The 20,297-nt window shown below is 68.6% G+C and carries 19 protein-coding genes; 9 read left to right on the forward strand and 10 right to left on the reverse strand.

The genetic code is table 11. The annotated features are described in order from the left end of the window. Positions 1–35 precede the first annotated feature (35 nt). Entirely contained in the window at positions 36–410 is a 375-nt protein-coding gene (locus ACFULQ_RS27625) for a darcynin family protein (RefSeq protein ID WP_383548658.1), read from the forward strand. A gap of 204 nt (positions 411–614) precedes the next feature. On the opposite strand, the gene ACFULQ_RS27630 is transcribed toward ACFULQ_RS27625, so the two are convergent. Further along, the gene (locus ACFULQ_RS27630; RefSeq protein WP_383548611.1) at positions 615–1,220 is read right to left on the reverse strand and encodes a TetR/AcrR family transcriptional regulator; all 606 of its coding nucleotides are present in this window, start codon (positions 1,218–1,220) and stop codon (positions 615–617) included. 84 nt (positions 1,221–1,304) lie between these two features. Here ACFULQ_RS27630 and ACFULQ_RS27635 point away from each other — a divergent pair, with 84 nt between their 5' ends. Continuing rightward, positions 1,305–2,222, forward strand: coding sequence for an alpha/beta fold hydrolase (locus ACFULQ_RS27635; RefSeq protein WP_383548613.1), 918 nt, complete (start codon positions 1,305–1,307; stop codon positions 2,220–2,222). A 206-nt stretch (positions 2,223–2,428) separates the two neighbouring features. Here the strand turns inward: ACFULQ_RS27635 and ACFULQ_RS27640 are convergent, their stop codons facing one another. After that, entirely contained in the window at positions 2,429–3,031 is a 603-nt protein-coding gene (locus ACFULQ_RS27640; protein WP_383548616.1) for a TetR/AcrR family transcriptional regulator, read from the reverse strand. Here ACFULQ_RS27640 and ACFULQ_RS27645 point away from each other — a divergent pair. The 6 genes from ACFULQ_RS27645 (at position 3,011) to ACFULQ_RS27670 (ending at position 10,083) form a co-directional block, all read left to right on the forward strand. Beyond that, positions 3,011–4,363 (forward strand): aminotransferase class III-fold pyridoxal phosphate-dependent enzyme, encoded by a 1,353-nt coding sequence (locus tag ACFULQ_RS27645; RefSeq protein ID WP_383548619.1) that lies wholly within the window; start codon positions 3,011–3,013, stop codon positions 4,361–4,363. The genes ACFULQ_RS27640 and ACFULQ_RS27645 overlap by 21 nt on opposite strands. Continuing rightward, a complete protein-coding gene (locus ACFULQ_RS27650) occupies positions 4,360–5,625 on the forward strand; it encodes an MFS transporter (RefSeq protein ID WP_383548622.1) in 1,266 nt (421 codons plus the stop codon). The genes ACFULQ_RS27645 and ACFULQ_RS27650 overlap by 4 nt, the downstream gene beginning before the upstream one ends. 26 nt (positions 5,626–5,651) lie before the next feature. Further along, complete coding sequence (locus ACFULQ_RS27655; protein ID WP_383548624.1) at positions 5,652–7,085, forward strand: amidase; 1,434 nt, start codon at positions 5,652–5,654, stop codon at positions 7,083–7,085. After that, on the forward strand, positions 7,082–8,053 hold the full coding sequence (locus ACFULQ_RS27660) for a carbohydrate kinase family protein (RefSeq protein WP_383548627.1): 972 nt from the start codon (positions 7,082–7,084) through the stop codon (positions 8,051–8,053). The genes ACFULQ_RS27655 and ACFULQ_RS27660 overlap by 4 nt, the downstream gene beginning before the upstream one ends. Then, a complete protein-coding gene (locus tag ACFULQ_RS27665) occupies positions 8,040–8,678 on the forward strand; it encodes a class II aldolase/adducin family protein (protein WP_383548629.1) in 639 nt (212 codons plus the stop codon). The genes ACFULQ_RS27660 and ACFULQ_RS27665 overlap by 14 nt, the downstream gene beginning before the upstream one ends. A gap of 232 nt (positions 8,679–8,910) precedes the next feature. Beyond that, the gene (locus ACFULQ_RS27670; RefSeq protein ID WP_383548660.1) at positions 8,911–10,083 is read left to right on the forward strand and encodes a glycoside hydrolase family 64 protein; all 1,173 of its coding nucleotides are present in this window, start codon (positions 8,911–8,913) and stop codon (positions 10,081–10,083) included. A gap of 150 nt (positions 10,084–10,233) precedes the next feature. On the opposite strand, the gene ACFULQ_RS27675 is transcribed toward ACFULQ_RS27670, so the two are convergent. From ACFULQ_RS27675 to ACFULQ_RS27685, 3 genes are all read right to left on the reverse strand, one after another. Next, a complete protein-coding gene (locus tag ACFULQ_RS27675; RefSeq protein WP_383548631.1) occupies positions 10,234–11,238 on the reverse strand; it encodes a helix-turn-helix domain-containing protein in 1,005 nt (334 codons plus the stop codon). A gap of 122 nt (positions 11,239–11,360) precedes the next feature. After that, on the reverse strand, positions 11,361–15,161 hold the full coding sequence (locus tag ACFULQ_RS27680) for a S8 family serine peptidase (RefSeq protein WP_383548663.1): 3,801 nt from the start codon (positions 15,159–15,161) through the stop codon (positions 11,361–11,363). Between the two features lie 168 nt (positions 15,162–15,329). Beyond that, positions 15,330–16,331, reverse strand: coding sequence for an alpha/beta fold hydrolase (locus ACFULQ_RS27685; RefSeq protein WP_383548633.1), 1,002 nt, complete (start codon positions 16,329–16,331; stop codon positions 15,330–15,332). A 63-nt stretch (positions 16,332–16,394) separates the two neighbouring features. On the opposite strand from ACFULQ_RS27685, the gene ACFULQ_RS27690 reads away from it, so the two are divergent. Then, complete coding sequence (locus ACFULQ_RS27690) at positions 16,395–17,342, forward strand: helix-turn-helix transcriptional regulator (RefSeq protein ID WP_383548635.1); 948 nt, start codon at positions 16,395–16,397, stop codon at positions 17,340–17,342. Between the two features lie 286 nt (positions 17,343–17,628). Here the strand turns inward: ACFULQ_RS27690 and ACFULQ_RS27695 are convergent, their stop codons facing one another. The 5 genes from ACFULQ_RS27695 to ACFULQ_RS27715 all read right to left on the reverse strand — a co-directional run bounded on the left by ACFULQ_RS27695 (position 17,629) and on the right by ACFULQ_RS27715 (position 20,218). Then, positions 17,629–17,796, reverse strand: coding sequence for a hypothetical protein (locus tag ACFULQ_RS27695; RefSeq protein WP_383548638.1), 168 nt, complete (start codon positions 17,794–17,796; stop codon positions 17,629–17,631). A gap of 99 nt (positions 17,797–17,895) precedes the next feature. After that, a complete protein-coding gene (locus ACFULQ_RS27700; protein ID WP_383548641.1) occupies positions 17,896–18,249 on the reverse strand; it encodes a hypothetical protein in 354 nt (117 codons plus the stop codon). Positions 18,250–18,529: 280 nt separating this feature from the next. Next, complete coding sequence (locus ACFULQ_RS27705; protein WP_383548644.1) at positions 18,530–18,886, reverse strand: hypothetical protein; 357 nt, start codon at positions 18,884–18,886, stop codon at positions 18,530–18,532. A 190-nt stretch (positions 18,887–19,076) separates the two neighbouring features. After that, positions 19,077–19,835, reverse strand: coding sequence for an SDR family NAD(P)-dependent oxidoreductase (locus tag ACFULQ_RS27710; protein ID WP_383548647.1), 759 nt, complete (start codon positions 19,833–19,835; stop codon positions 19,077–19,079). A gap of 116 nt (positions 19,836–19,951) precedes the next feature. Then, entirely contained in the window at positions 19,952–20,218 is a 267-nt protein-coding gene (locus tag ACFULQ_RS27715; protein ID WP_383548650.1) for an Atu4866 domain-containing protein, read from the reverse strand. Positions 20,219–20,297: the final 79 nt, after the last annotated feature.

Below are 20,297 nucleotides of genomic sequence, written 5' to 3' on the forward strand. Positions count from 1 at the left end.
GGCGCCGGACCATCCGCCACTTGGAGACATCCATCATGCCCACCCAGCAGTCTCAACCGCCGGTCACCGCGTTCATGCTTGTCAAGACCACGCCCGAGTGGCTGGCGCTGACCGTCCCGGAGCGGATCGACGCCTTCACCACCCAGGTCGTCCCCACGATCGAGGCCAAAGCCACCGGTGTGCGGTCACGCTTCTACGACACCGAGTTCTACTCCGCGCGCGTCACCGACGTCTGGGTCTGGGAAGCGGACGACCACCACGCCTACCAGCTCCTCATCGACGCACTACGCGAAACCCCCTTCTGGGACCGCTACTTCGAGGTCGTCGACCTCCTCGTCGGCGTCGAGAACGGCTATGCCCGCAACTACGACGTCGCCGCCGTAGCCACCATCAGTACTGGCGGTGCCTGACCGCCGGCAGCAGGCAGGCGTCTTGGAGAGGTTGTTCCTCATCTTGCTCGCGGAGCTGAATGAGGCCGGCGAACTCGACTGGACGCACTTGAGCGGACGGCTCCCATGTCCGCCGGCCAAAAAGGGGGAACGCGACTCCCAGCCGAGCCGCCGGCTGCCCCGGGGTCTCTGCATCACCATGGGCGACGGAGCCGTAGCCGCCCATCACGGGCCAGATGCCTCGGCCGGTCGATTCGGCGAAGCCTCGGCGTTCTTGGCGGCGGCTGCTGCGACGGTTGCCAGGTCTTCGGCCGAGAAGCCGGCGCGGCTCAGCACTGCCAGGGATTTGTTCGTCGCCAGCGTGCACAACGCCAGCTCTGCCGCCTCCTGTTCACCCGCCCCCGCTGCCAGCAACGCCTGCTCCAGCCTCGCCCGCAACTCGTCGATCATGGCGCGGACCATCGCTTGGCCCTCCGCGTCGAGCGCCGGGAACTGCGTTGCCGACACCGTGAGCAGGCAGCCGTCGGGGACTGTCGGGTCGGCGATGCGGTTGAGGGAGACCTGTAGATAGTTGGCCACAACGGCGCCCGGGCTCGGGTGAGGGCCGGACATTGCCTGTTCGTACTGCGGGTGGTAGGTCTGCGCGTACCGCTGGAGGCTCTTGCGGAAGAGGGTGCTCTTGTCGCCGAAGGTGGTGTAGAGCGAACTGCGGCCCAGGCCCGTGCCCTCCGTCAGGCGGTCGATCGAAGCCTCCGAATACCCCCAGCGCCAGAAGACGTGCATCGCGCGTCGTAGTGCCTCGTCCACGTCGAATTGCTTGCGGCCTGCCATAGTCCGTCAGCTTACACATCTTGCACCGATCGTTCCAACATGCGTATGGTCTGCGGTATGACATCTTGCGCCGATCGTTCCAAGATGAGTGCGGTCGACGGCACGGCAAGCCTGCGTGCCCTGCGACTGCCCGACGGGTTCACCGACACCTTCACCAGCCGGCTCGTCGAGGTCAACGGGCTGCGGCTGCACGCGGTCACCGGCGGGGACGGCCCGGCGCTGCTGCTGATCGGCGGCTGGCCCCAGACCTGGTACGCCTGGCGGGAGGTGATGCCCGAGCTCGCCCGCCGGCACACCGTCGTCGCCGTCGACTCGCGCGGCGCCGGGCTCTCCGACAAGCCCGACGACGGGTACGACGCCGGCACGCTGGCCGCCGATCTGGTCGCGCTGATGGCCGCGCTCGGGCACGACCGGTTCGACGTGGTCGGCCACGACATCGGCACGTGGACCGCATACGCCCTCGCCGCCGATCACCCCGAACGGGTGGGCCGGCTCGCCATCCTCGAAGCGGTGATCCCGGGTCTCACACCGTCCCCGCCGTTCTTCGCCCCGGCCGCGGCCAACCTGAAGCTCTGGCAGTTCGGCTTCAACCGGCTCACCGACCTCAACGAGGAACTGGTCCGGGGACGGGAACGGCTCTTCTTCGGCTGGCAGTTCGCCACCAAAGCCGCCACTCCGACCGCGATCCCCGCCTACGCCGTCGACGTCTACGTCGACGCGATCACCGCGGACCCTCGCGCGCTGCGGGCGAGCTTCGCGTACTACCGGGCGCTGGACGAGACGATCGCCCAGAACGAGCAGCGCAGCAAGACCCGCCTGACCCTGCCGGTGCTCGCCCTCGGCGGCGCGCTGTGGAGCGGCGCGAATGCCGCCCAGACGATGCGGCTGGCGGCGGACGACGTCACGGAGGTCGTCCTCGACGACTGCGGCCATTACCCGGCCGAGGAGCAGCCGGCACGGTTCGCCGAAATCCTGGAGGACTTCCTTGCGGCCAACCGCTAGCAGACACGCCACGGGATGAGCAGCCCGGTGCCGCGGTAGCGCCTTCCCGCAGTTGAGGTGGGCGTCATCACCGAGAACATGCGTGACGAGGAGCCGACGTTCCGGCTGTGGACCGGGACCAGCGTGCCGTCCACGATCCACAGCCAGCTCGTAAGGCCCCAGCTACGCAAGGGAGTTGCCCAGCTCAGAGCCTTGTGCAACACCCTTTATCGCTGCGATGCCCCGACGGCCTCGGCCAGGAAGATTTCAACCAGCTCCCGTTGACGTTCGGGCGTCGCAATGTGCGGTGTGACGACGGCCTGCGCAGACAGGGCATCGATCAACATGAGCGCCTGATGCGCAGCGATGGCGTCACTGCGATCGCCGCCTGCGCCCGTCTCCTTGCGGGAGTCGGCGATGAGTTGCTCGAGGAGCGCCAGCCACTGGTCGACCCGTTCTTTCCGCATGGCGCGGAAGTCCTCATCCGTGGCGGCGAGGTTCCACGCGCTGACCTCGACGCGCGCCTCCAGGAGGCGTTCGTCGTCCAGCGGCAGTGCTTCCAGGAGGACGGCGCGCAACGCGGCCACGCCCTTCAACTCGCGAACACGATCGGCGATCCGCTCACCGGCGCGCGAATACGCCAGCTCATGCGCGGAGACGATCAGCTCACGCTTGTTGGGGAAGTAGTGCTGAAGCGTCCCTGTCGACCATCCCGTCTCCGCCGCGATGGCCCGAAGCGTCACGTTTTCCACGCCGTCGCGGGCTGTCACCTTCCACACTGCGGGGAGCAACTCCTTTCGGCGGTTGCTGTGGTCAACCACTTTCGGCATCGGGCGCTTCCTCTCCTCGCGAAACATGTTTGTCATACGCAGGTATTATTTTGGACGTATGAAATAAAGTACGCTCACGCCATGGTACTTGCAGCCAGCGATCTCGAAACGAGCGCCGTCCTGTCGGCTCGAGCCTCCCAAGTCATCCCCGGCCCGGGCGGTATGTACGGTCACCTCTCGAAGGGCGTGAACCGGCTCACGCCCAACTTCCCCCAGTTCTACGAGCGCGGCCTGGGGGCCACCGTCTGGGATGTCGACGGGCGCCCGATCCTCGACGCGATGTGCGCATGGGGGCCGATGGTGCTGGGGTACGCCGACCAGGGCGTGATCGCGGCACAGGAGCGACAGCTCCGCCTCGGTGACACGCTCAACGGACCCAGCCCCCTGATGGTCGAGCTCGCGGAGCTCCTCGTCGACACCGTCGATCACGCGGACTGGGCCCTGTTCGCCAAGAACGGCAACGACGCCACGGCGTCGGCCGTGCGCATCGCCCGCGCCGCGACAGGGCGGTCGAAGCTGCTCAAGGCCCGCAAGGCCTACCACGGTGCGAGCGACGCGTTCACGCCGATCCCCGTCGGGGTCGCTCCCGGCGACCGCCAGAACATCATCGAGTTCGACTACAACGACCTGAACTCCCTTGAGGCCGCGGCAGAAGCGCACGCGGGAGACGTCGCCGCCATCATCGTCACTCCCCATCAACACGACGGCATCGTGCCGCAGGCCGGTGTCGACCCCTCCTTCGCCCGTGGTGTGCGAGCGCTCTGCGATCGCACAGGCGCCGTGCTCATCCTCGACGAGGTGCGCACCGCGATGCGGATCGACCTTCGCGGCGCCTGGACCCCGCTCGGGGTCGCCCCCGACATCACCTGCGTCAGCAAGTCGATCGGCAACGGTGCGGCGATCTCGGCCGTGCTGGGTGTCGATTCCCTGAAAGAAGCGGCGGGCTCGATCTACGTCACGGGATCGTTCTGGTTCTCCGCCGCCCCCATGGCAGCGGCCATCGAGACGGTAACTCGCCTGCGCGACAACGACGGCATCGCAGCGATGGTCGCCGCCGGTACCCGCCTGCGCGAAGGCCTGCAGACGGCAGCAGCCGACCAGGGGGTCGGGATCCTGCAGACCGGCCCGGTGCAGATGCCCCTGCTGACCTTCGACGACGACCCGGAGCTGAGCAAGGCGTTCCTCTTCGCGTCGGTGGCGCTCGACCACGGCGCCTACTTCCACCCGTGGCACAACTGGTTCATGTCCACCGCGCACACTCCCGAGGTGATCGATGCCATGGTCGCCGCCGCTGTTCCCGCCTTCACCGCAGTCGCAGAGGAGCACTCATGAAGCAGATCGCAGAACTCCAGGTGGCGCCGCCGGCGCAGCCCACGCGTGGCCGGTGGCTGGTCCTCGCTGTTCTGGTGGCGCTGAACCTGGTTGTCTGGCTCGATGAGCTGAAGTTCTCACAGCTCTCGCCGTTCTGGTCCAGTGCGCTCCACCTCGACGCGACCCAGACCGCGTCGATCCTGTCCGCGTACTACATCGGCTACGCCCCGGCCCTGCTGGTGGCGGGATTCCTCGCGGACCGCTTCGGGCCCCGGACGCTCCTGATCGTCGCGGCGGGGGGAGTCACCGCACTCTCCGTCGCCATGGTCGCGGTGACGACGGCGGGTGAGATGTTCTGGCGCAACGCCGTCTTCGGTGTCTTCTTCGGCTTCGTCTGGGCGCCCAGCAACCGCATGATCGCCAACTGGTTCGATGCCGTCGACCGGACTCGTGCGACATCGATATGGCTCGCTGGTTCCAGCGTCGCCGGCGTGCTGACACCGATCATCGCGCTGCCCATCGCCAAACATGTGTCCTGGCAGGCGGCGTTCGTCATCATCGCGATCATCGGTGTGCCCGCGCTCATCGCGCTGTTCTGGACGCCGAGCTTCCCCAAGGGTCATGTCCCGCAGGCGGCCGACCGCCTCACGCTCAAGCAGATCGGTGCGCTCACGAAGACCCCCAGTCTGTGGATCATGACTGCGGTGGCCCTTCTCGCAGGCGCCTTCGCGCTGTCACTGGCCTGGTCCTCGTACGGGCTGATCACCATGGAGGGTGTCGACCCGGACACGGTCGCAGCGATCGCACCACTGTTCGGTGTGTTGCCGGTGATCTTCGCTTTCGCCAACGGTGCGATCCTCATCCGGGTCTTCCGCGGACGCACGAACCTCTACATGGCGACCGGCCTCGTGCTGTGCGCGCTCGGCTACCTCGCGGCGTCGGCGCTGCCGCTGGGCTGGGTGGTCTGGGCCTTCTGCATCCTGCTCCCCATGAGCCTGGCGAACTCGATGTTCTACGGCACGCTCACCGCCTACTGGTCCGTGTTGCTGGGAGCCCGGGCGACCGGCACCGCGACCGGTCTCGCCACCTGTGCGCAGATCGTCTCGGCGTACGTCCTCGTGCATTTCAGCGGGGGCTGGTTCGACACGTCGGCCACCGGTCTGCACCAGCTCAACCCGATCTTCATCGTCGGCGGCGTGCTCCTGCTCGTCGGGGCAGGCCTCACGCTGCTCGCCAAGCGCATCACCATCCAGACCTCCGAACACCTCGCCGCCCGCCACTGAGCCGACCGACGAAGAACGAGACCCACATGTCACACGAAATCACCTCGCTCACCGCTGCCGAGCTCGCCGATGCCTACCGCGCCCGTACGTTGTCGCCCGTCGAGGTGACGGAGGCGGTCATCGGCCGGATCGATGCGCTCGAACCCGACGTGCACGCCTTCTTCACCCGCACCGACGACATCGCCCTCGAAGAGGCCGCAGCCTCGGAGAAGCGCTTCGCTCAGGGCGTCCCGCTCGGCCTGATGGACGGCATCCCCTACTCGATCAAGGACCTCGAGGAGACCGCGGGAGTGCGCACGACGGGCGCGGACCCGGCTCGTCGGGATGAGGTTCCCGACTTCGACACCGCCGTGGCGGGTCGCCTGCGCCGCTCGGGTGGGGCGCTGCTCGGCAAGACCTCCGTGCCCCACATCGGCTACAAGGACTCGCCTGAGAATCTCCTCTTCCCCGACACGGGCAACCCCTGGAACACCGGTCGCAATCCGGGCGGCTCGTCCAGCGGCGCGGCCGCGGCCGTCGCCGCCGGCTTCGGCCCGCTCGCGCAGGGCTCGGACGGCGCGGGGTCGATCCGCATCCCGGCGGCACTCTGCGGCGTCGTCGGATTCAAGGCGACCCTGGGCCGTGTGCCCGTCTGGCCCAACGCTCTGCCCTACGGCTCGACCGTCCACAACGGCCCCATCGCCCGCACCGTGCGCGACGCCGCCCTGATGCTGGACGTCATGGCCGGGCCGGACCCCCGCGACCCCAACAGCCTCCTTCCCGTCGACGACACCTCCTATGTCGAGGCGGTCGAGAAGGTGCCCGTCTCGCCGCGGATCGCCTACTCGATCGACTTCGGCTACGGCACCGTCAGCGACGCCGTCCGGAGCACGATCGAGAACGTCGTACCGGCCGTGGCCCGCGAACTGCACTGGAGCATCGAGCAGCGAGACCCCGGTTTCGGCGACCCGGGAGACGCCCAGGAGACGAGGTGGGAAGCCCTCATGGCCGCGGCCTTCGGCGAGCGCCTCGTCGCTCGGCCCGACGACTTCGAGCCGATGTTCCAGGAGATCATCCGCGCCGGGCTCCAGCACAGCGCCCTCGACCTGATGCGCGCGGAGTGGGGGCGCTCCCTCGTCCACAACGCGCTGGTCGACTTCTTCAGCGAGGCCGACTACCTCGTGTCTCCTACGATGCCGATGGGGGCCTGGCCGCTGCGCACCTATCCCACGACGGTGGACGGCCGTGACCTGCCCGGCGGCGCCGTACTGCGTCGTGCGTTCCTGTGCTGGCCGTTCAACCTGACCGGCAACCCCGCCATCACGATTCCCTGCGGCCTCGACGAGGGGATGCCGATCGGACTGCAGGTCGTCGGGCGCAAGAACGACGATGCGGGCGTGCTGCGCGTCGCAGCAGCCATCGAGCGGGTCCTCCAGTTCGACATCGCTCCGGCGCACGCCCCTGTGGCGGTGACGGAATGAGCTCGTCGACGACGCCCAGCGTGGTCTCCTTCGGCGCGCACATCCTGGACTGCCTCGTCGCTCCCGTCTCGCGCATCCCCGACGGGCAAGGAGGAGAGCTGGTCGATGAGATCGCGCTCAGCCCCGCGGGCCCCGCGGGAGGGACGGCGCTGGTGCTGGCGAAGCTCGGCGTGACGGTCCGCAGTGCCGGGTGCGTCGGAACGGACGCATCCGGAACCCTGCTCCTGTCGCTCCTGGAGGAGGCCGGTGCCGATGTCGCGCACCTGCGACGTATCGACGGTGCCACCACGTCCGCGAGTGTGCTGCCGATCCGGCCCGACGGCTCACGGCCGGCGTTGCATGTCATCGGTGCGAACGCCGCGTTGAAGGACGCGGTTCCGTGGGACGCGATCCGCGAAGCGGATCATCTGCATCTCGGGGGACCTGAATTTCTGGGTCCCGAGGAGACGGCACGGGTGCTCGCGTTCGCCCGGGAACATGGAGCGACCACCTCGGTCGACTCCCTCGCGGCCTCCTCGCCCGAGGGGTTCGCCCTCTTCGCCGACGCTCTTCCGCTGGTCGACTACCTGCTGCCGAACGACGAACAGGCGCTCGGGTGGACGGGGGCGGACTCGGTCGCCGAAGCCGCCCGCCGTCTGCACGCGCGCGGTGCAACTGCCGTGATCGTCACCGCCGGCGCCGACCCCACGACGATCGTCGACGCCCGCGGGGAGCGCACGGCGCCCGTCTTCGACGTCGATGTGGTCGACACGAGCGGCTGTGGCGACTCCTTCTCGGCCGGCTTCCTCGCCGCCGTCCTGCAACACGGCGCCGGTCCGGACGAGGCGGCGGTCATCGGCGCCGCCACCGCCGCCCAGGTCGCGGGCGGTCTCGGAACGAGCCACGGACGGTACACGTTCGCGTCCGTCACGGACTTCGCGGCATCCGCTGCGAGGAAGAAGGAAGCGGTCGCCCATGCGGGAAGTTGACGAGATCGTTCACACGTGCCGGCACCTGGCGGCCGAGGGTCTGCTCGTCGGCACGGGCGGCAACGTGTCGATGCGCACCGGTGGCAGCATCCTCATCACCGGGACCGGGGTGGTCCTCGCCGAGGCCGTCCCGGACGACATCGTGCGCATCGACCTGACGGGCCGGCAGGTCGACGGCCGGGTGCGGGCCTCCTCGGAGTCGCTGCTGCATGCCCGCCTCTACGCGGGGACCGACGCGGCCGCGGTCGTGCACACACACTCGCCGGCCGCCACCGCGGTGACGCTGCTCGCGGATGAACTGCCCGCCCTGCACTACCAGCAGCTCCAACTCGGCGGGAGCACACCGGTCGTCGATTTCCACGTGTTCGGCACCAGCGCGCTGGCGGATGCGGCGGCCGCGGCGATCACCGGTCGCCAGGCGGTGCTGCTGGCGCACCATGGCGCCGTCGCCATCGGGCGCTCGCTGACGGATGCGGCGAAGAATGCCTCCCTGCTGGAGTGGGCCTGCAACCTCTACTTGCGGGCAGCTGCGGCAGGCACACCGCGATCACTCTCACCGAAGCAGCTCGCCGGAGTTGCCGAGGCGGCGACCGCGCGCGGCTACGGCACCCGTCAGCCACGCTGACATGGCGGCAACTTGCGCCTGACAACGGTCGATTGCTGCCGCTCGACAGCACGCTCGGGGCCGCTACGGCGCAGCGCCTGTCGGTGTTTGGGCGAACGGCTCATGTGCATCAGTTGACATGTACGTAATAAGAGTGTCACTTTGAGAGCGCTCTCAGAACAGGTACGGACCAAACTCCCCCAGTGCCCCCACACGGAGGTGGAGCGTGCTCAAGAAGCTCACTCGCCGGATCATGGCGCCGACGGCGGCGGCCGCGCTGCTCGGCGCCGCCCTCACGGTCCTCGCACCGTCTTCCGCCGACGCGGCGGTGCCCGCCACGATCCCCCTGAACATCACCAACAACTCCGGTCGCGGGGACGCGGTCTACGTCTACACCCTCGGCACCCTGCTGAGCACGGGGCAGCAGGGGTGGGCGGACGCGAACGGCACCTTCCACGCCTGGCCGGCCGGCGGCAATCCGCCGACGCCGGCACCCGACGCGTCCATCGCGGGTCCGGCGAACGGGCAGACGAAGACCATCCGGATCCCCAAGTTCTCCGGCCGGATCTACTTCTCCTACGGCCAGAAACTCGTCTTCAAGCTCACCACGGGCGGACTGGTGCAGCCCGCGGTCCAGAACCCGTCCGACCCGAACCGCAACATCCTCTTCAACTGGTCCGAGTACACGCTCAACGACTCCGGCCTGTGGATCAACAGCACCCAGGTGGACATGTTCTCCGCGCCCTACGCGGTCGGCGTGCAGCGCACGGACGGGAGCACGCTCACCACCGGCCACCTCAAGGCGGGTGGCTACAACGGGTTCTACAACGCACTGCGCGGCCAGGCGGGTGGGTGGGCGAACCTGATCCAGACCCGGTCCGACGGCACCGTGCTCCGTGCCCTCTCTCCCACGTACGGATTGGAGACGGGAGCCCTGCCCGCGTCGGTGATGGACGACTACATCAACCGCGTATGGCAGAAGTACGCGACGACGAACCTGACGGTCACCCCGTTCACCGACCAGCCGAACACCAAGTACTTCGGCCGGGTGTCGGGCAACGTCATGAACTTCACGAACAGTTCGGGCGCCGTCGTCACCAGCTTCCAGAAGCCTGACGCGGCCAGCGTCTTCGGCTGCTACAAGAACCTCGACGCGCCCAACGACCAGGTGCGCGGCCCCATTTCACGCACACTGTGCGCGGGCTTCAACCGTTCCACCCTCCTGGTCAACCCGAACCAGCCGGACACCGGAACCGCGAACTTCTACCAGGACTCGGTGACCAACCAGTACGCGAAGAAGATCCACGCGCAGATGGCGGACGGCAAGGCCTACGCCTTCGCCTTCGACGACGTCGGCAATCAGGAGTCCCTCGTCCACGACGGCAACCCGCAGCAGGCAAATCTGACGCTGGACCCCTTCAACTGACGGACTCCGCTCAGCGCATACCGCCGATAAGCGGCATGCGCTGAGTGTCCCGTCACGTGGGTGTCGGCTGAGGTACCCCCGACAGGCCCGCGGCCCATCCGGAAACGCCTCGGGAACCCTCTTGGGGCTTCCCAACCCAGCCGCCCCCGGCTACAGCCACCCTCGGCGGGCGGCCTGCCAGGCCAACTGCATACGGGTCCCCGCTCCGGCCAGTTCCATCAAGCGCTGGATGTGCCTTTGCACCGTACGGCGGCTCAGGCCCAGTTGGGTGGCCATCGCCTTGTCGGTGACCCCTACCACCAGGAGGGCGAGCAGGCGCCTGTCGAAGGCGGACAGCGGGTCCGGCCCGCCGACCCCGTCCGTACCGGCGACCGTACCGGATGCGTCGATGGCCAGGGGGACGGCGTCCTCCCAGTAGCGTTCGAAGAGGGCGATGAGGGCGGCGAGCAGACTGCTGTCGCGCAAGAGGGCTGCGGTCGGTTCGTCGGGATTGCCCTGGGGGCCGCCGGGCACGAGCGGGCAGACCGCGATGGCGCGGTCCGCGATCGCCAGGCGCAGCGGCAGGTGCGGGACCGCGCGGGCGACCTCCCCAGCGCGCATCCCCGTAACAACGTTGTCAACGGCCCCTTCGTCATCGAAGAAGGCCTTCTCGTACAGCACCCGGTAGTGCACGCCCCGCCCCAGGGCCTCGTATTCCGAGTCGTTGCTGCCCGACGGCATGGCCACGTACTGGGCCTTGCAGAACCAGAGCATCTCGTGCTGGGCACTGGCCTGGATCTGTCGCAGATGCTGGCGCAGGGCTTCGGCGCCCGTGATGACCTCGATCAGTTCGCTGGCGTCCCGCCGACGCATGGTGTCGCGGTACGTCTGGAGCAGGTTGGTGACTTCGGCGCGGGCGACGTCGAGTGCGTCGGCATTCTGTTTGAGACGGGGCAGCAGTGCCACATCGGGGGGAGTGGCGCGGAAGTGCCGCGGCACCATGTCGGTGTGGCTCGCCAGTCCCTTGGCGGCCAGCGCATCGAGGACGGCGGCAGCCTCGGCCGGACTCAGACCGGTGTGCGAGGCAACGTCCTCGGCCGATGCCTGACCGACCGTCATGAGATGCCGGTAGACGGACTCTTCGGCGTCCGACACCCCCGCAGGCCCCAGCGTCATGGCATCCTCCCCGCGACCGATCGGCTTCGATGGTCGAACACCGTACTGCACGGTTGTTACCGCGGGGTGAGGGTGAGCGGGGCCGTCCTTCGCCCGCCCACCCTCCGCTGAGCTCCAGGTCACTATCCGCGGTGCAGGAAGGCCCGGTGCACGGTCTGTCGCACCGAGTTGCCCTCCTTGTCCCGTGCCGTCACCCTCAGTGTCACGTACGCGTCTCCGCGTACCCGGGACGGCTTCCTGACGGCGGCCTCGAACACGTTGCGCCCGCGGCTTTGCACTTCGGCCCTGCTCCAGCTGTTGCCGTCGTCGTAAGAGACCTCGACCTGGAGGCTCACGCCGTGGGGCGCGGCCAGCCCGTCCTGCGCACGGACCGACAGGCCGAACCGGTGTGTACGGCCGGAATCGACGGCGTTGTCGGCGTCGACCGGTACGTCGTAGTCGAGTTGGAGCAGGGGCAGTGGCGTCGCCTCTCTCGCGCTTGCCGAACGGAACGACCAGGACGTCTCGGTGTCGGTGCCGTAGGCCCACTCCTGCGACCGCCGCGAAGTGGTGAGGTCCAGCCGGTAATCGGCGGCACCGGACAGCACCTCGAAGTCCGCGAAACCGCTGTCCGCCTGCGCGATCATCCGTCCGTCGCGGTACAGAACGGCGGAGGCCGAGTCGCCCTGCGCCGTCTTCGCCGTACCGGAGGTGCCGATGCCGCCGCCGTCGGCGAGGAGGCGTGACTGATGGCCGGCCTGCGAATCGGTGAACTCCGGTATGCGCAGGCTCAGTACGTCGCCCGAGCGCACGGACGGAAATGCGGTGAAACGCGGGATCGACGGCCGTACGACGGCTCCCTGCCAGGTTTCACTCGTTCGCTCGCCCGCACGGTACGCGCGCGGTGCGTCCGCCATCCCGACGCTCAAGGGCGCGTCCTGGTCGAACGTGGTCTCGTGATGCACCAGGTGCCGCCAGACGGTGTCACCGGAACTCACGTATTCGGTTCGGTCGAAACCGGTCGGTACATAGCGGGTGTACTGCAGCCAGGCGGTGTCCTGGTACGGCCGCCGGGCGAAGCGCTGCTCACTGGCCCAGCGCGTGCCGCCGTTGTCCGCGTATCTGGCCTTCACCACCGCGCTGTTGCGCTCGGACACCGTGTACACCACCTTCGCGGGAATGCGCTGGGACGACACCTGCATGACGTCGTACAGGTACGGGCTGCGAGCGGTTCCGGTGAACCGGACGGTGGTGTCCCCCTTGGCGATCCGCTTCAGCAGGGCGGCTCCCGCCTTTGCCCCGATCCTGACGGTCGGCACCCCCCAGCGGTCGCCGGCCGGGTGCCAGCGGGTCCATGCGATGTCGCTGAAATGGACGAGCACGATGCCGCGCACCCCGGCGGCTGCGGCCTTTGCGGCCAACTCCCTTTCGTCAAGGTTCTGTTCGTTGGTGAGGACGGCGAGTTTGCCACGCGCTCGACGGAAGGCCGGAGAAGCCGCGTCTCCCGCGTCCACCGCGGTCAGACGTGTTCCCTTCTCGTCGAAGAGGGGCGAGGACGGCATGTAGTAGGCGTCCGGTGTCTGCTTGCCGCCCTTGCCGCCCGACACGGTCATCTCAAGGAGAGGCGCGACGAGTTGCCAGCGCGAGGCGAACTCGAAGGTGCCGTCGGTGACGGCGGCCGTGGGGCTGACGTACAGGCGCTTGCCGACATCGAAGTACATCGTTCCCTGGAGCAGACTGTGCCCGTCGATCTTCCGGTACGTCTGGTAGCTGAGGATGCCGCGCTGCTCGGCCGGCCGCGGCGTGCGGATGTCGACCAGAGTCGTCCTGCGCAGGTCGAGCGTGACGGACATGTCCTTGGTGACCTTGACCTCCGGCAGGACCACGTGCCGCAGTTCCTGTCCGTCGGCCGCCGGGTCCAGGGACGAGTAGTCCAACTGGTAGGTGCCCTCCTCCACTTCGGCGACCGCGGCATCGGTGCCGGTGTAGTCGACGAAGCCGTCGGCGCCCCAGATCGTCGGCAGCGCCTCCACCTGCTTGCCCTGGAGGTCCACGGTCTTGACGGTCAGACGATGTGTGGGCCCCTGCACCGCCAGGCTGACCGTGGTGTGCACGGTGACCTTGCCGTCCTCGGAGACCGCGGTCACGTACCCGTAATAGTCGCCCTGCTGGACGCGGGCCGGATCGACCGTCAGCGGCACCTCGGCGGTGGCGCCCGCGGGTACCGCCACGGAGCCGGATCCGAGTTCTACGGCCCCGTCCCCGGGTGTGCGGCCCCCGGCTGTGGCCAACCGGGCCGTGAGAGCCAGTTTGATGTCGGCGTCGGAGGTGTTCGTGTACCGCAGTTGCGTCGTACGGGCCTCGCCGCCGCTGCTCTCGAACGGGCCCAGAGTGACGGTGCCGGTCGCGGTCACGGGACCCAGAGCTGCCGCCGCCACGTCGACGAGCCCGCCGCCCTGCTCGGTCACCGCCTGATCGGATGCCGTGCGAGCGGTACTGACCAGCGCGTCCTTCAACTGGGCCCCGCTCCAGTTCGGATGGCGCTGAGCGAGCAGCGCGGCCGCTCCTGCCACGTGCGGTGTCGCCATCGACGTACCGGAAGCCGCTACATGCAGTGCGTCGACCGGCTCACCCATCGTCGTCCCGGCCGCGCGAGCCGCGACGATGCCGACACCCGGCGCCGTCAGGTCGGGCTTGACCGCGTCGTCTCCTGAACGGGGACCACGGCTGGAGAACGACGCGAGCTTACCGGCGCGGTCGACGGCCCCGACGGTCAGGGCCGCGTTCGCGGCGCCGGGGGAGCCGATCGTGCCGAGGCCCTGCGCGCCGCTGTTGCCCGCCGCGACAACGAACAACGTGCCCGTGCGCTCGGAGAGTTCGTTCAGCGCAAGGCTCATCGGGTCCGTACCGTCGCTCGGACTGTCCGAACCCAGGCTCATGTTGACGACCTTGGCGCCCGTGCCCGCCGCCCATTCCATTCCGGCGATCACTTGGGACTCGCTGCCGTAGCCGTCGTCCCCGAGCACCTTCCCGATGAGCAGATCGGCGGCGGGCGCCACACCCTTGCCGCCCTTGCCCCCGCTGGACGCGGCTCCGCTGCCGCCGACGATGGACGCGACATGCGTACCGTGCCCGAAGACGTCCCCGGTACCGGAACTACCGGAGAAGTCCTTGGCCGCGGCGATCCGCCCGGCCAGGTCCGGATGGGACTGGTCCGCGCCGGTGTCCAGCACCGCGACCTTGACCGACTCGCCGTGCAGCCCGGCGTTCCATGCCGCGGGCGCGCCGATCTGCGGAACACTGCGGTCCAGGGTGGAGCGCACCCGGCCGTCCAGCCAGACCCGCGGAGAGCCGGCCGTCGCGGCGGCGTGCGGCTGACGTTCCTCGCTCGCCAGTTGCTTCCAGAACCGGCCCAGGTCCTCCTTGCCGACCCGCACGGACCGCGCGCCGATGCTGTCCAGCCGACGGACCGGGGAGCCGCTCTCGGCGAGGCTGCTCAACCGCTGTACGGCGGACGCCGTCGCCCCCTCGGCTCCCGCCACGATCAGCGGGAGCGCATCGCTGTGCGCCTCGTCGTACCGCTGGGCGAGGAGGCCGCTCACATCGAACAGATTCCGGTCCAACAGCCCCGCCGCGACCAGGTCCCCGGCGTCGGAAGGCAGGACCGTCAAGCGCCCGTCCTCTTCGTACGTGCGAAAGACGATGTGCCGTCGTCCGGGTCCGGGCGCGACCGAGGCAGTCCGCCGGCCCTCCGCGTCCGTGCTCACGGTCACCCGGTCACCGGTGATCAGACGAACGCTGCCGGCGCTCTTCGATGCGGCCTCGTCGGTCACCGCCTGCGCCGTGTGCTGTGTACCACCGGTATCGGCTGCCACCGGCGAAACGGCGCCGGCAGCCAGGGCAAGTCCCGTCGATATCGCCGCCGCCAGGCGGATCCGTCTCATCAGTGTCATGCCTTCCGTCGTACGCGCAGGGAAGTTCACGCGGTGGACAGAATCTGGCGGCACCGATCTGGATGTCACTTGTTTTCGCTGGCACAGGTGGGACATGTCGCAACCACGACAGCCTCATCCCCTCCAGGCGTGTGAGTGGTTCAGCGGGCAGGCCCCGTCCTACCGCAAGCAGGCCGTCCACGGATGAAGACCGGCTCCATGCGCGGTGCTCCCGTCGGCCATGGGCTGGTCCTGCTGTTCCAGCCATTTCGTGATCGCTCGGTTCGTTTCCTCGGGCTTCTCCTGCTGGATCCAGTGGCCGCAGTCCAGACTGACCACCTCCACGTCGGGGACGAACTCGCTCAGGTTCTCGGACCTCGCGACCAGGTCCCGGTCGCCGTAGATCATGAGCGTGGGCTGGTGGATGATCGGGTCCGCGTCCGCCAGCAGGCGCCAGTTGCGGTCGAGGTTCCGGTACCAGTTGATGCCGCCGGTGAACCCGGATGTCTTGAAGGCGGAGACGAGGACGGCCAGTTCGCTGTCGCTCATGACGGGCTCACCGAGGGGTGTGTGCGCTCTGGCGAGATTGATCAGCGCCATGCCGGGCTGCGGTTCCGCGGCGGGTACGTTCTTCCGGTACAGATTGCGCAGGAACGGGAAGGTGTTGTCGTCGAAGACGGCGTCGGCGACGCCCGGTTGCCGGTTGAAGTGCACGAAGTAGAAGTCGCCGCCGAGCACCTCCTCCATGGACTCGATCCACGGCTTCTCTCCGCGCTCCTGGTAGGGCAGGCTCAAGTTGATCACCTTGTTGACGCGGTCGGGGTGCAGCAGCGTCAGTCCCCAGACGACGAACGCGCCCCAGTCATGGCCGACGAAGATGGCGTCCTTGTACCCGTAGTGGTCCAGGAGTGCGACGAGGTCGCCCGACAGGTGTGCGATGTCGTAGTCCGTCACGTCGGCCGGGCGGGAGGAGTTGCCGTAGCCCCGCTGATTCGGAACGATCACGTGGTAGCCGGCCGCGGCGAGGGCGGGCATCTGGTGGCGCCAGGAGAAGGCGTGCTCGGGCCAGCCGTGGCAGAGCACGATGGGCCTTCCCGCGTTCTCTTGGCCCGCTTCGAAGACTTCGAGTTCCACGCCGTTGACGGGGATGAGGGTGGGCTCGGGGAAATCGGTTGAGGTCATGGCGCCATCCTGTCGCCCGAAACCGGTCACCTCATGACCGGTTTCCTATGAGAGTTTGTCGGAATGCGAACCGACCGGCTGGTGGCCGTCCTCCTGTTGCTGCAGCGGCGCGAGCAGGTGACGGCGGCGGAGGTCGCCCGGGAACTGGAGGTATCCGAACGCACCGCCCGCCGCGACCTCGACGCCCTGGCCATGGCAGGGGTGCCGGTCTACGCCACGCAGGGCCGAGGGGGTGGGTGGCGCCTCGTGGGCGGCGCCCGCACCGATCTGTCGGGGTTGACCGCGAGTGAGGCGCGCGCCCTGTTCCTGGTCGCCGGTCCGGCCTCGGCCGCGACACCGGCCGTGAAAGCGGCCCTGCGCAAGCTCGTCCAGGCCCTGCCCGAGCCGTTCCGGGCGCAGGCCGAGGCGGCGTCGTCGTCCTTGGTGATGGACCCACGACAGTGGGGAGCGAGCCGGGTCGAGCACCGACCGCCCCCCTTCCTCGACGACCTCCAGGACGCGGTGATCCGCGGCGTCCAGGTGCGGCTCGGCTACGTCGACGGCAAAGGCGCCGAAACGAAGAGAACCGTCCACCCGCTGGGCATCGTCGCCAAAGGCCCCGCCTGGTACCTCGTCACCCATACCGAGGCCGGCCGGCGGACCTTCCGCATCGACCGCGTGTCGTCCGCCGACCCGACGGACGATCTGGTGCAACGGCGGGAGGACTTCGACCTCGCCGCGAGCTGGCGCGAGATCGCCGACGAGGTCGACCGCAGACGAACGCCCCTGGAGATCCAGGCCCTCTGCACACCCCACGGCATCGGCATACTCCGGATCGGACTCGGCGATCGACTCGAAGTGGGGGGTACCACGACCGACGGCCGCGTCGAAGTCGTGATCCGCGGCCGCGACGAGTACACGCTCGCCGGCGAGCTCGCCGGGCTGGTCGAATGGCTTGAGGTGACCGCCCCTCCGAGCGTGCGACACCACCTGGCCTCGATCGGCGACGCGCTCGCCGAACGCTACGGCTGAGACCGTCCCGCCCCCGATTGCTGAGGCGCTCACGCAAAGCCCGATCCGAACGAGGCGGAGCTTGTTGTTCCAGCGCGCGGCTACGGCACCCGTCCGCCGCCAGGCTGACACACTGCCAGGGGCGCGGCCGGGGCAGGCAGGACTGGCTGTGTGCGGGGGAGGACAGGCAACGGGGGGATGTGTGCCTGTCCGCCCCCGCACGAGACGCGCTCACGGGGGGAAAGCGGGTCTCGCGGGGTCGCTCGCGCGCGACCCATTTGCTACAGCGCACCGCTGGTCCGGGGTGTCACACCCCCGGGGGATGCCGCTGGTCGAGCGGGTGGCTGCCCAACAGCTGAGCAGCCTGGTACTGCGCCTGCTCGGCAGCGGCCTGGGCGTCTGCCACGACGTCTCCCCGCTCGCGCACCAGGTCCTCGTAGATCGGTGGGGTTCCCTCGTTCGAACTGTCTGTCACTGTGCTGGCCTTTCTACCTCGGGCGCTTTCTGCAGTACTGGTTCCGGCACGGAGCTCGGCTGTCGCGAGGCCCCACAGAAGCGCCACGTTCACGTCACATCAGGTTCGGTTGATCCGCGCGGCAATGCCGTGGCCGATCAGCAGATAAATGGCGGCCGGAAGTCCGTAATTGAGGATGGTGCGTAGCGCCTCTGTGTCCATGGTGAAAATGTCTTGTGCCCATTCGGACAGCCAGTCCGCCGCTCCGTGCACGAATTCGACGAAGGGGTTCGCCTGATTGGCGTCGAGCAGGTGGAGCACGATCCACAACCCCAGCAGACCAGCCGCGATGTCGGCGATCGTGCAGATGGTGAGGGCCGTTCTGCGTGCTGCGGCCTGGTTGCGGGCGGAGTGGTCGGGCGCTGGCGGTTGGTCGTAGCTCTGGTATCCGGAAGCCGGGCCGTTGTTGTTCATGGGGAATCCGCTCTGACGGGTTTGCTGCCTCCTTCTACAGCGCCCGGTATTCGCCGCCGCGTTACACCCGGGACCTGGAACACCACTATGTCGCGGCCTATTCGGTCACGTACGCAAAAGGCCACACTGCGCCGTACATTCCGGGCACCGGAGAGCGATGTCCAAAGCGACCCGCGCCCTCACATTGATCAGCTGGCGTGCGCGTCGTGGCCGTCTGTTGCTATCCCTGCCCTGGCAGGAGTGGGGCGACCGTTGAAGCGTTTCCGCTGGTGGCAGATGCTCACCCTCGGAGGGCCACGTCAAGGCCCACCTGTACCTCGACGGCAGGCATCACGCCGAGTCCAAAGGCCCTGCCGTCTTCCCCGTCCACGGCGGCACCGTCGAGGTAAGGGCGAGCGCCTTCGGGCTCAAGCGCTGCCACTACGTCACCGTCGAAGGGGCCGAGCACCAACTCGTCCCGGACCCCGCCTTCGCCGAAGGGCGCCGCGCGCGCCTCGACCGCGCGCACCCCGCACTGAGCCGCTGGATCGGTTTCCTCTCGTCGGTCGTGCTCGTCATCGGCCTGGTTCTGCTGATCCGGCATCGTCCGGGACGGCGCGATTTCGGCGGCCGAGCACTTGAAGAGGGAGAACTTCACGGGCAGACGTAGGTGCAGGTGTCATGGTGCGGTCCCTGAAAAGGCGAGCGTGAGTGCAGGCGCCGGTGCGGGACACCTGAAGTGCTGTGCAGTGGCGTGGTGAACGGGCCAGCTGGACCTAGCAGTTGACGCCGTCACGGGGGCGCAGCGTTCACGGCAGGCCGTCGTCGCCGTCGCGCGGCCGGGCTGTTCAGTGCGCGGTGAGCCCGCCGTCGACCACCAGCTCCGAGCCGGTGACGAACGAGGAGTCGTCGCAGGCCAGGAAAAGGATCGCGGGTGCGACCTCGTCGGCGCGGCCGGCTCGGCGCATGGGGGTGCGTTGGATGTCCGGCTGCTGGTCGCCCTGGTCGTCCAGGAGTTCCTGGATCATCGGCGTGGCGATCACGCCGGGATGCACCGAGTTGATCCGTACTCCCTGCCGGGCGTACTCGACCGCGGCGGTCTTGCTCAGCAGGCGCACGGCCCCCTTGGACGCCTGGTAGGCCGCAGCCGCACCGCTTCCTACCAGACCGAGTACGGACGACGTATTGATCACCGACGCGTTGCCGCTCGCACGCAGGAGCGGCATCGCCGCCTTCATGCCGAGCCATGTGCCTTTCTGGTTTACGTCGATGACTCTGTCCCAGGCCTCTTCCCGCGTGTCCTCGATACCTGGCCAGTCCAGGATGCCGGCGAGGTTCACCAGCACGTCCAGAGTTCCGAACCGGTCGCGTACGACGGTGATCACCTCGTCCCACTCCCGCGCGGAAGAGACATCGAGGCGGGCAGCGACGACCTCCGCGCCGTGGGTCCCGATCCGGTGGGACAGGTCCCGCAGGGGGCCTTCGGCGACATCGGTGATCACCAGCCGGGCGCCTTCGCGGGCGAAAAGTTCGGCGGTCGCTGTTCCGAGACCGCCGGTCGCGCCCGTGATGAGCGCGACCTTGCCGTCGAGTCGTTGTCCTGTCATGGATACGGTCCTTGATCCTCGTTGATGCTGACTGGCTGACTGCCCTGTCGGGACTTCTTGGCCCGCCGACGGCGCATTCGCCCCCGGTGGCCAGGGCGTCCGCAGCCCGGCCTCCTCTACGACGACTTCTGCTCGCGGTAGAGCACGAGGTGCTCGTGGTAGAGCACTCCGTCCCGGATGTCGCCCGTGGCGGTGAACCCGGTGTCGTCGACGTAGTCCAGGTGGTTGCCGGTCACCGTGTACCGGCCGGTGTACGCGCTGCGCCGCTCGCCGCGGGCTTCGTCGTAGCGGCCGTCCGGCAGCAGCTCCTGACGGATGTGACCGTCCGCGGTCACCCACATCCCGACCACGTCCACATGGTCGCCCTCAACGGTCCCGGCCATGGCGGCCTCCTCTCCTCGAACGGTGCGGTCCTTCCCGCTCCACCGAGTCTGGGCAGGTCAGCGGCCACCGACCAGGACG

The organism is Streptomyces sp. NPDC057253 (assembly GCF_042669125.1).
Taxonomy (GTDB): Bacteria; Actinomycetota; Actinomycetes; order Streptomycetales; family Streptomycetaceae; genus Streptomyces.

Coding starts and splice junctions, on each gene's coding strand:
- ACFULQ_RS27625 (WP_383548658.1), top strand. CDS start 36: ATGCCCACCCAGCAGTCTCAACCGCCGGTCACCGCGTTCATGCTTGTC.
- ACFULQ_RS27630 (WP_383548611.1), bottom strand. CDS start 1,220: ATGGCAGGCCGCAAGCAATTCGACGTGGACGAGGCACTACGACGCGCG.
- ACFULQ_RS27635 (WP_383548613.1), top strand. CDS start 1,305: ATGAGTGCGGTCGACGGCACGGCAAGCCTGCGTGCCCTGCGACTGCCC.
- ACFULQ_RS27640 (WP_383548616.1), bottom strand. CDS start 3,031: ATGCCGAAAGTGGTTGACCACAGCAACCGCCGAAAGGAGTTGCTCCCC.
- ACFULQ_RS27650 (WP_383548622.1), top strand. CDS start 4,360: ATGAAGCAGATCGCAGAACTCCAGGTGGCGCCGCCGGCGCAGCCCACG.
- ACFULQ_RS27655 (WP_383548624.1), top strand. CDS start 5,652: ATGTCACACGAAATCACCTCGCTCACCGCTGCCGAGCTCGCCGATGCC.
- ACFULQ_RS27660 (WP_383548627.1), top strand. CDS start 7,082: ATGAGCTCGTCGACGACGCCCAGCGTGGTCTCCTTCGGCGCGCACATC.
- ACFULQ_RS27665 (WP_383548629.1), top strand. CDS start 8,040: ATGCGGGAAGTTGACGAGATCGTTCACACGTGCCGGCACCTGGCGGCC.
- ACFULQ_RS27670 (WP_383548660.1), top strand. CDS start 8,911: ATGGCGCCGACGGCGGCGGCCGCGCTGCTCGGCGCCGCCCTCACGGTC.
- ACFULQ_RS27675 (WP_383548631.1), bottom strand. CDS start 11,238: ATGACGCTGGGGCCTGCGGGGGTGTCGGACGCCGAAGAGTCCGTCTAC.
- ACFULQ_RS27680 (WP_383548663.1), bottom strand. CDS start 15,161: ATGAGACGGATCCGCCTGGCGGCGGCGATATCGACGGGACTTGCCCTG.
- ACFULQ_RS27685 (WP_383548633.1), bottom strand. CDS start 16,331: ATGACCTCAACCGATTTCCCCGAGCCCACCCTCATCCCCGTCAACGGC.
- ACFULQ_RS27690 (WP_383548635.1), top strand. CDS start 16,395: ATGCGAACCGACCGGCTGGTGGCCGTCCTCCTGTTGCTGCAGCGGCGC.
- ACFULQ_RS27700 (WP_383548641.1), bottom strand. CDS start 18,249: ATGAACAACAACGGCCCGGCTTCCGGATACCAGAGCTACGACCAACCG.
- ACFULQ_RS27710 (WP_383548647.1), bottom strand. CDS start 19,835: ATGACAGGACAACGACTCGACGGCAAGGTCGCGCTCATCACGGGCGCG.
- ACFULQ_RS27715 (WP_383548650.1), bottom strand. CDS start 20,218: ATGGCCGGGACCGTTGAGGGCGACCATGTGGACGTGGTCGGGATGTGG.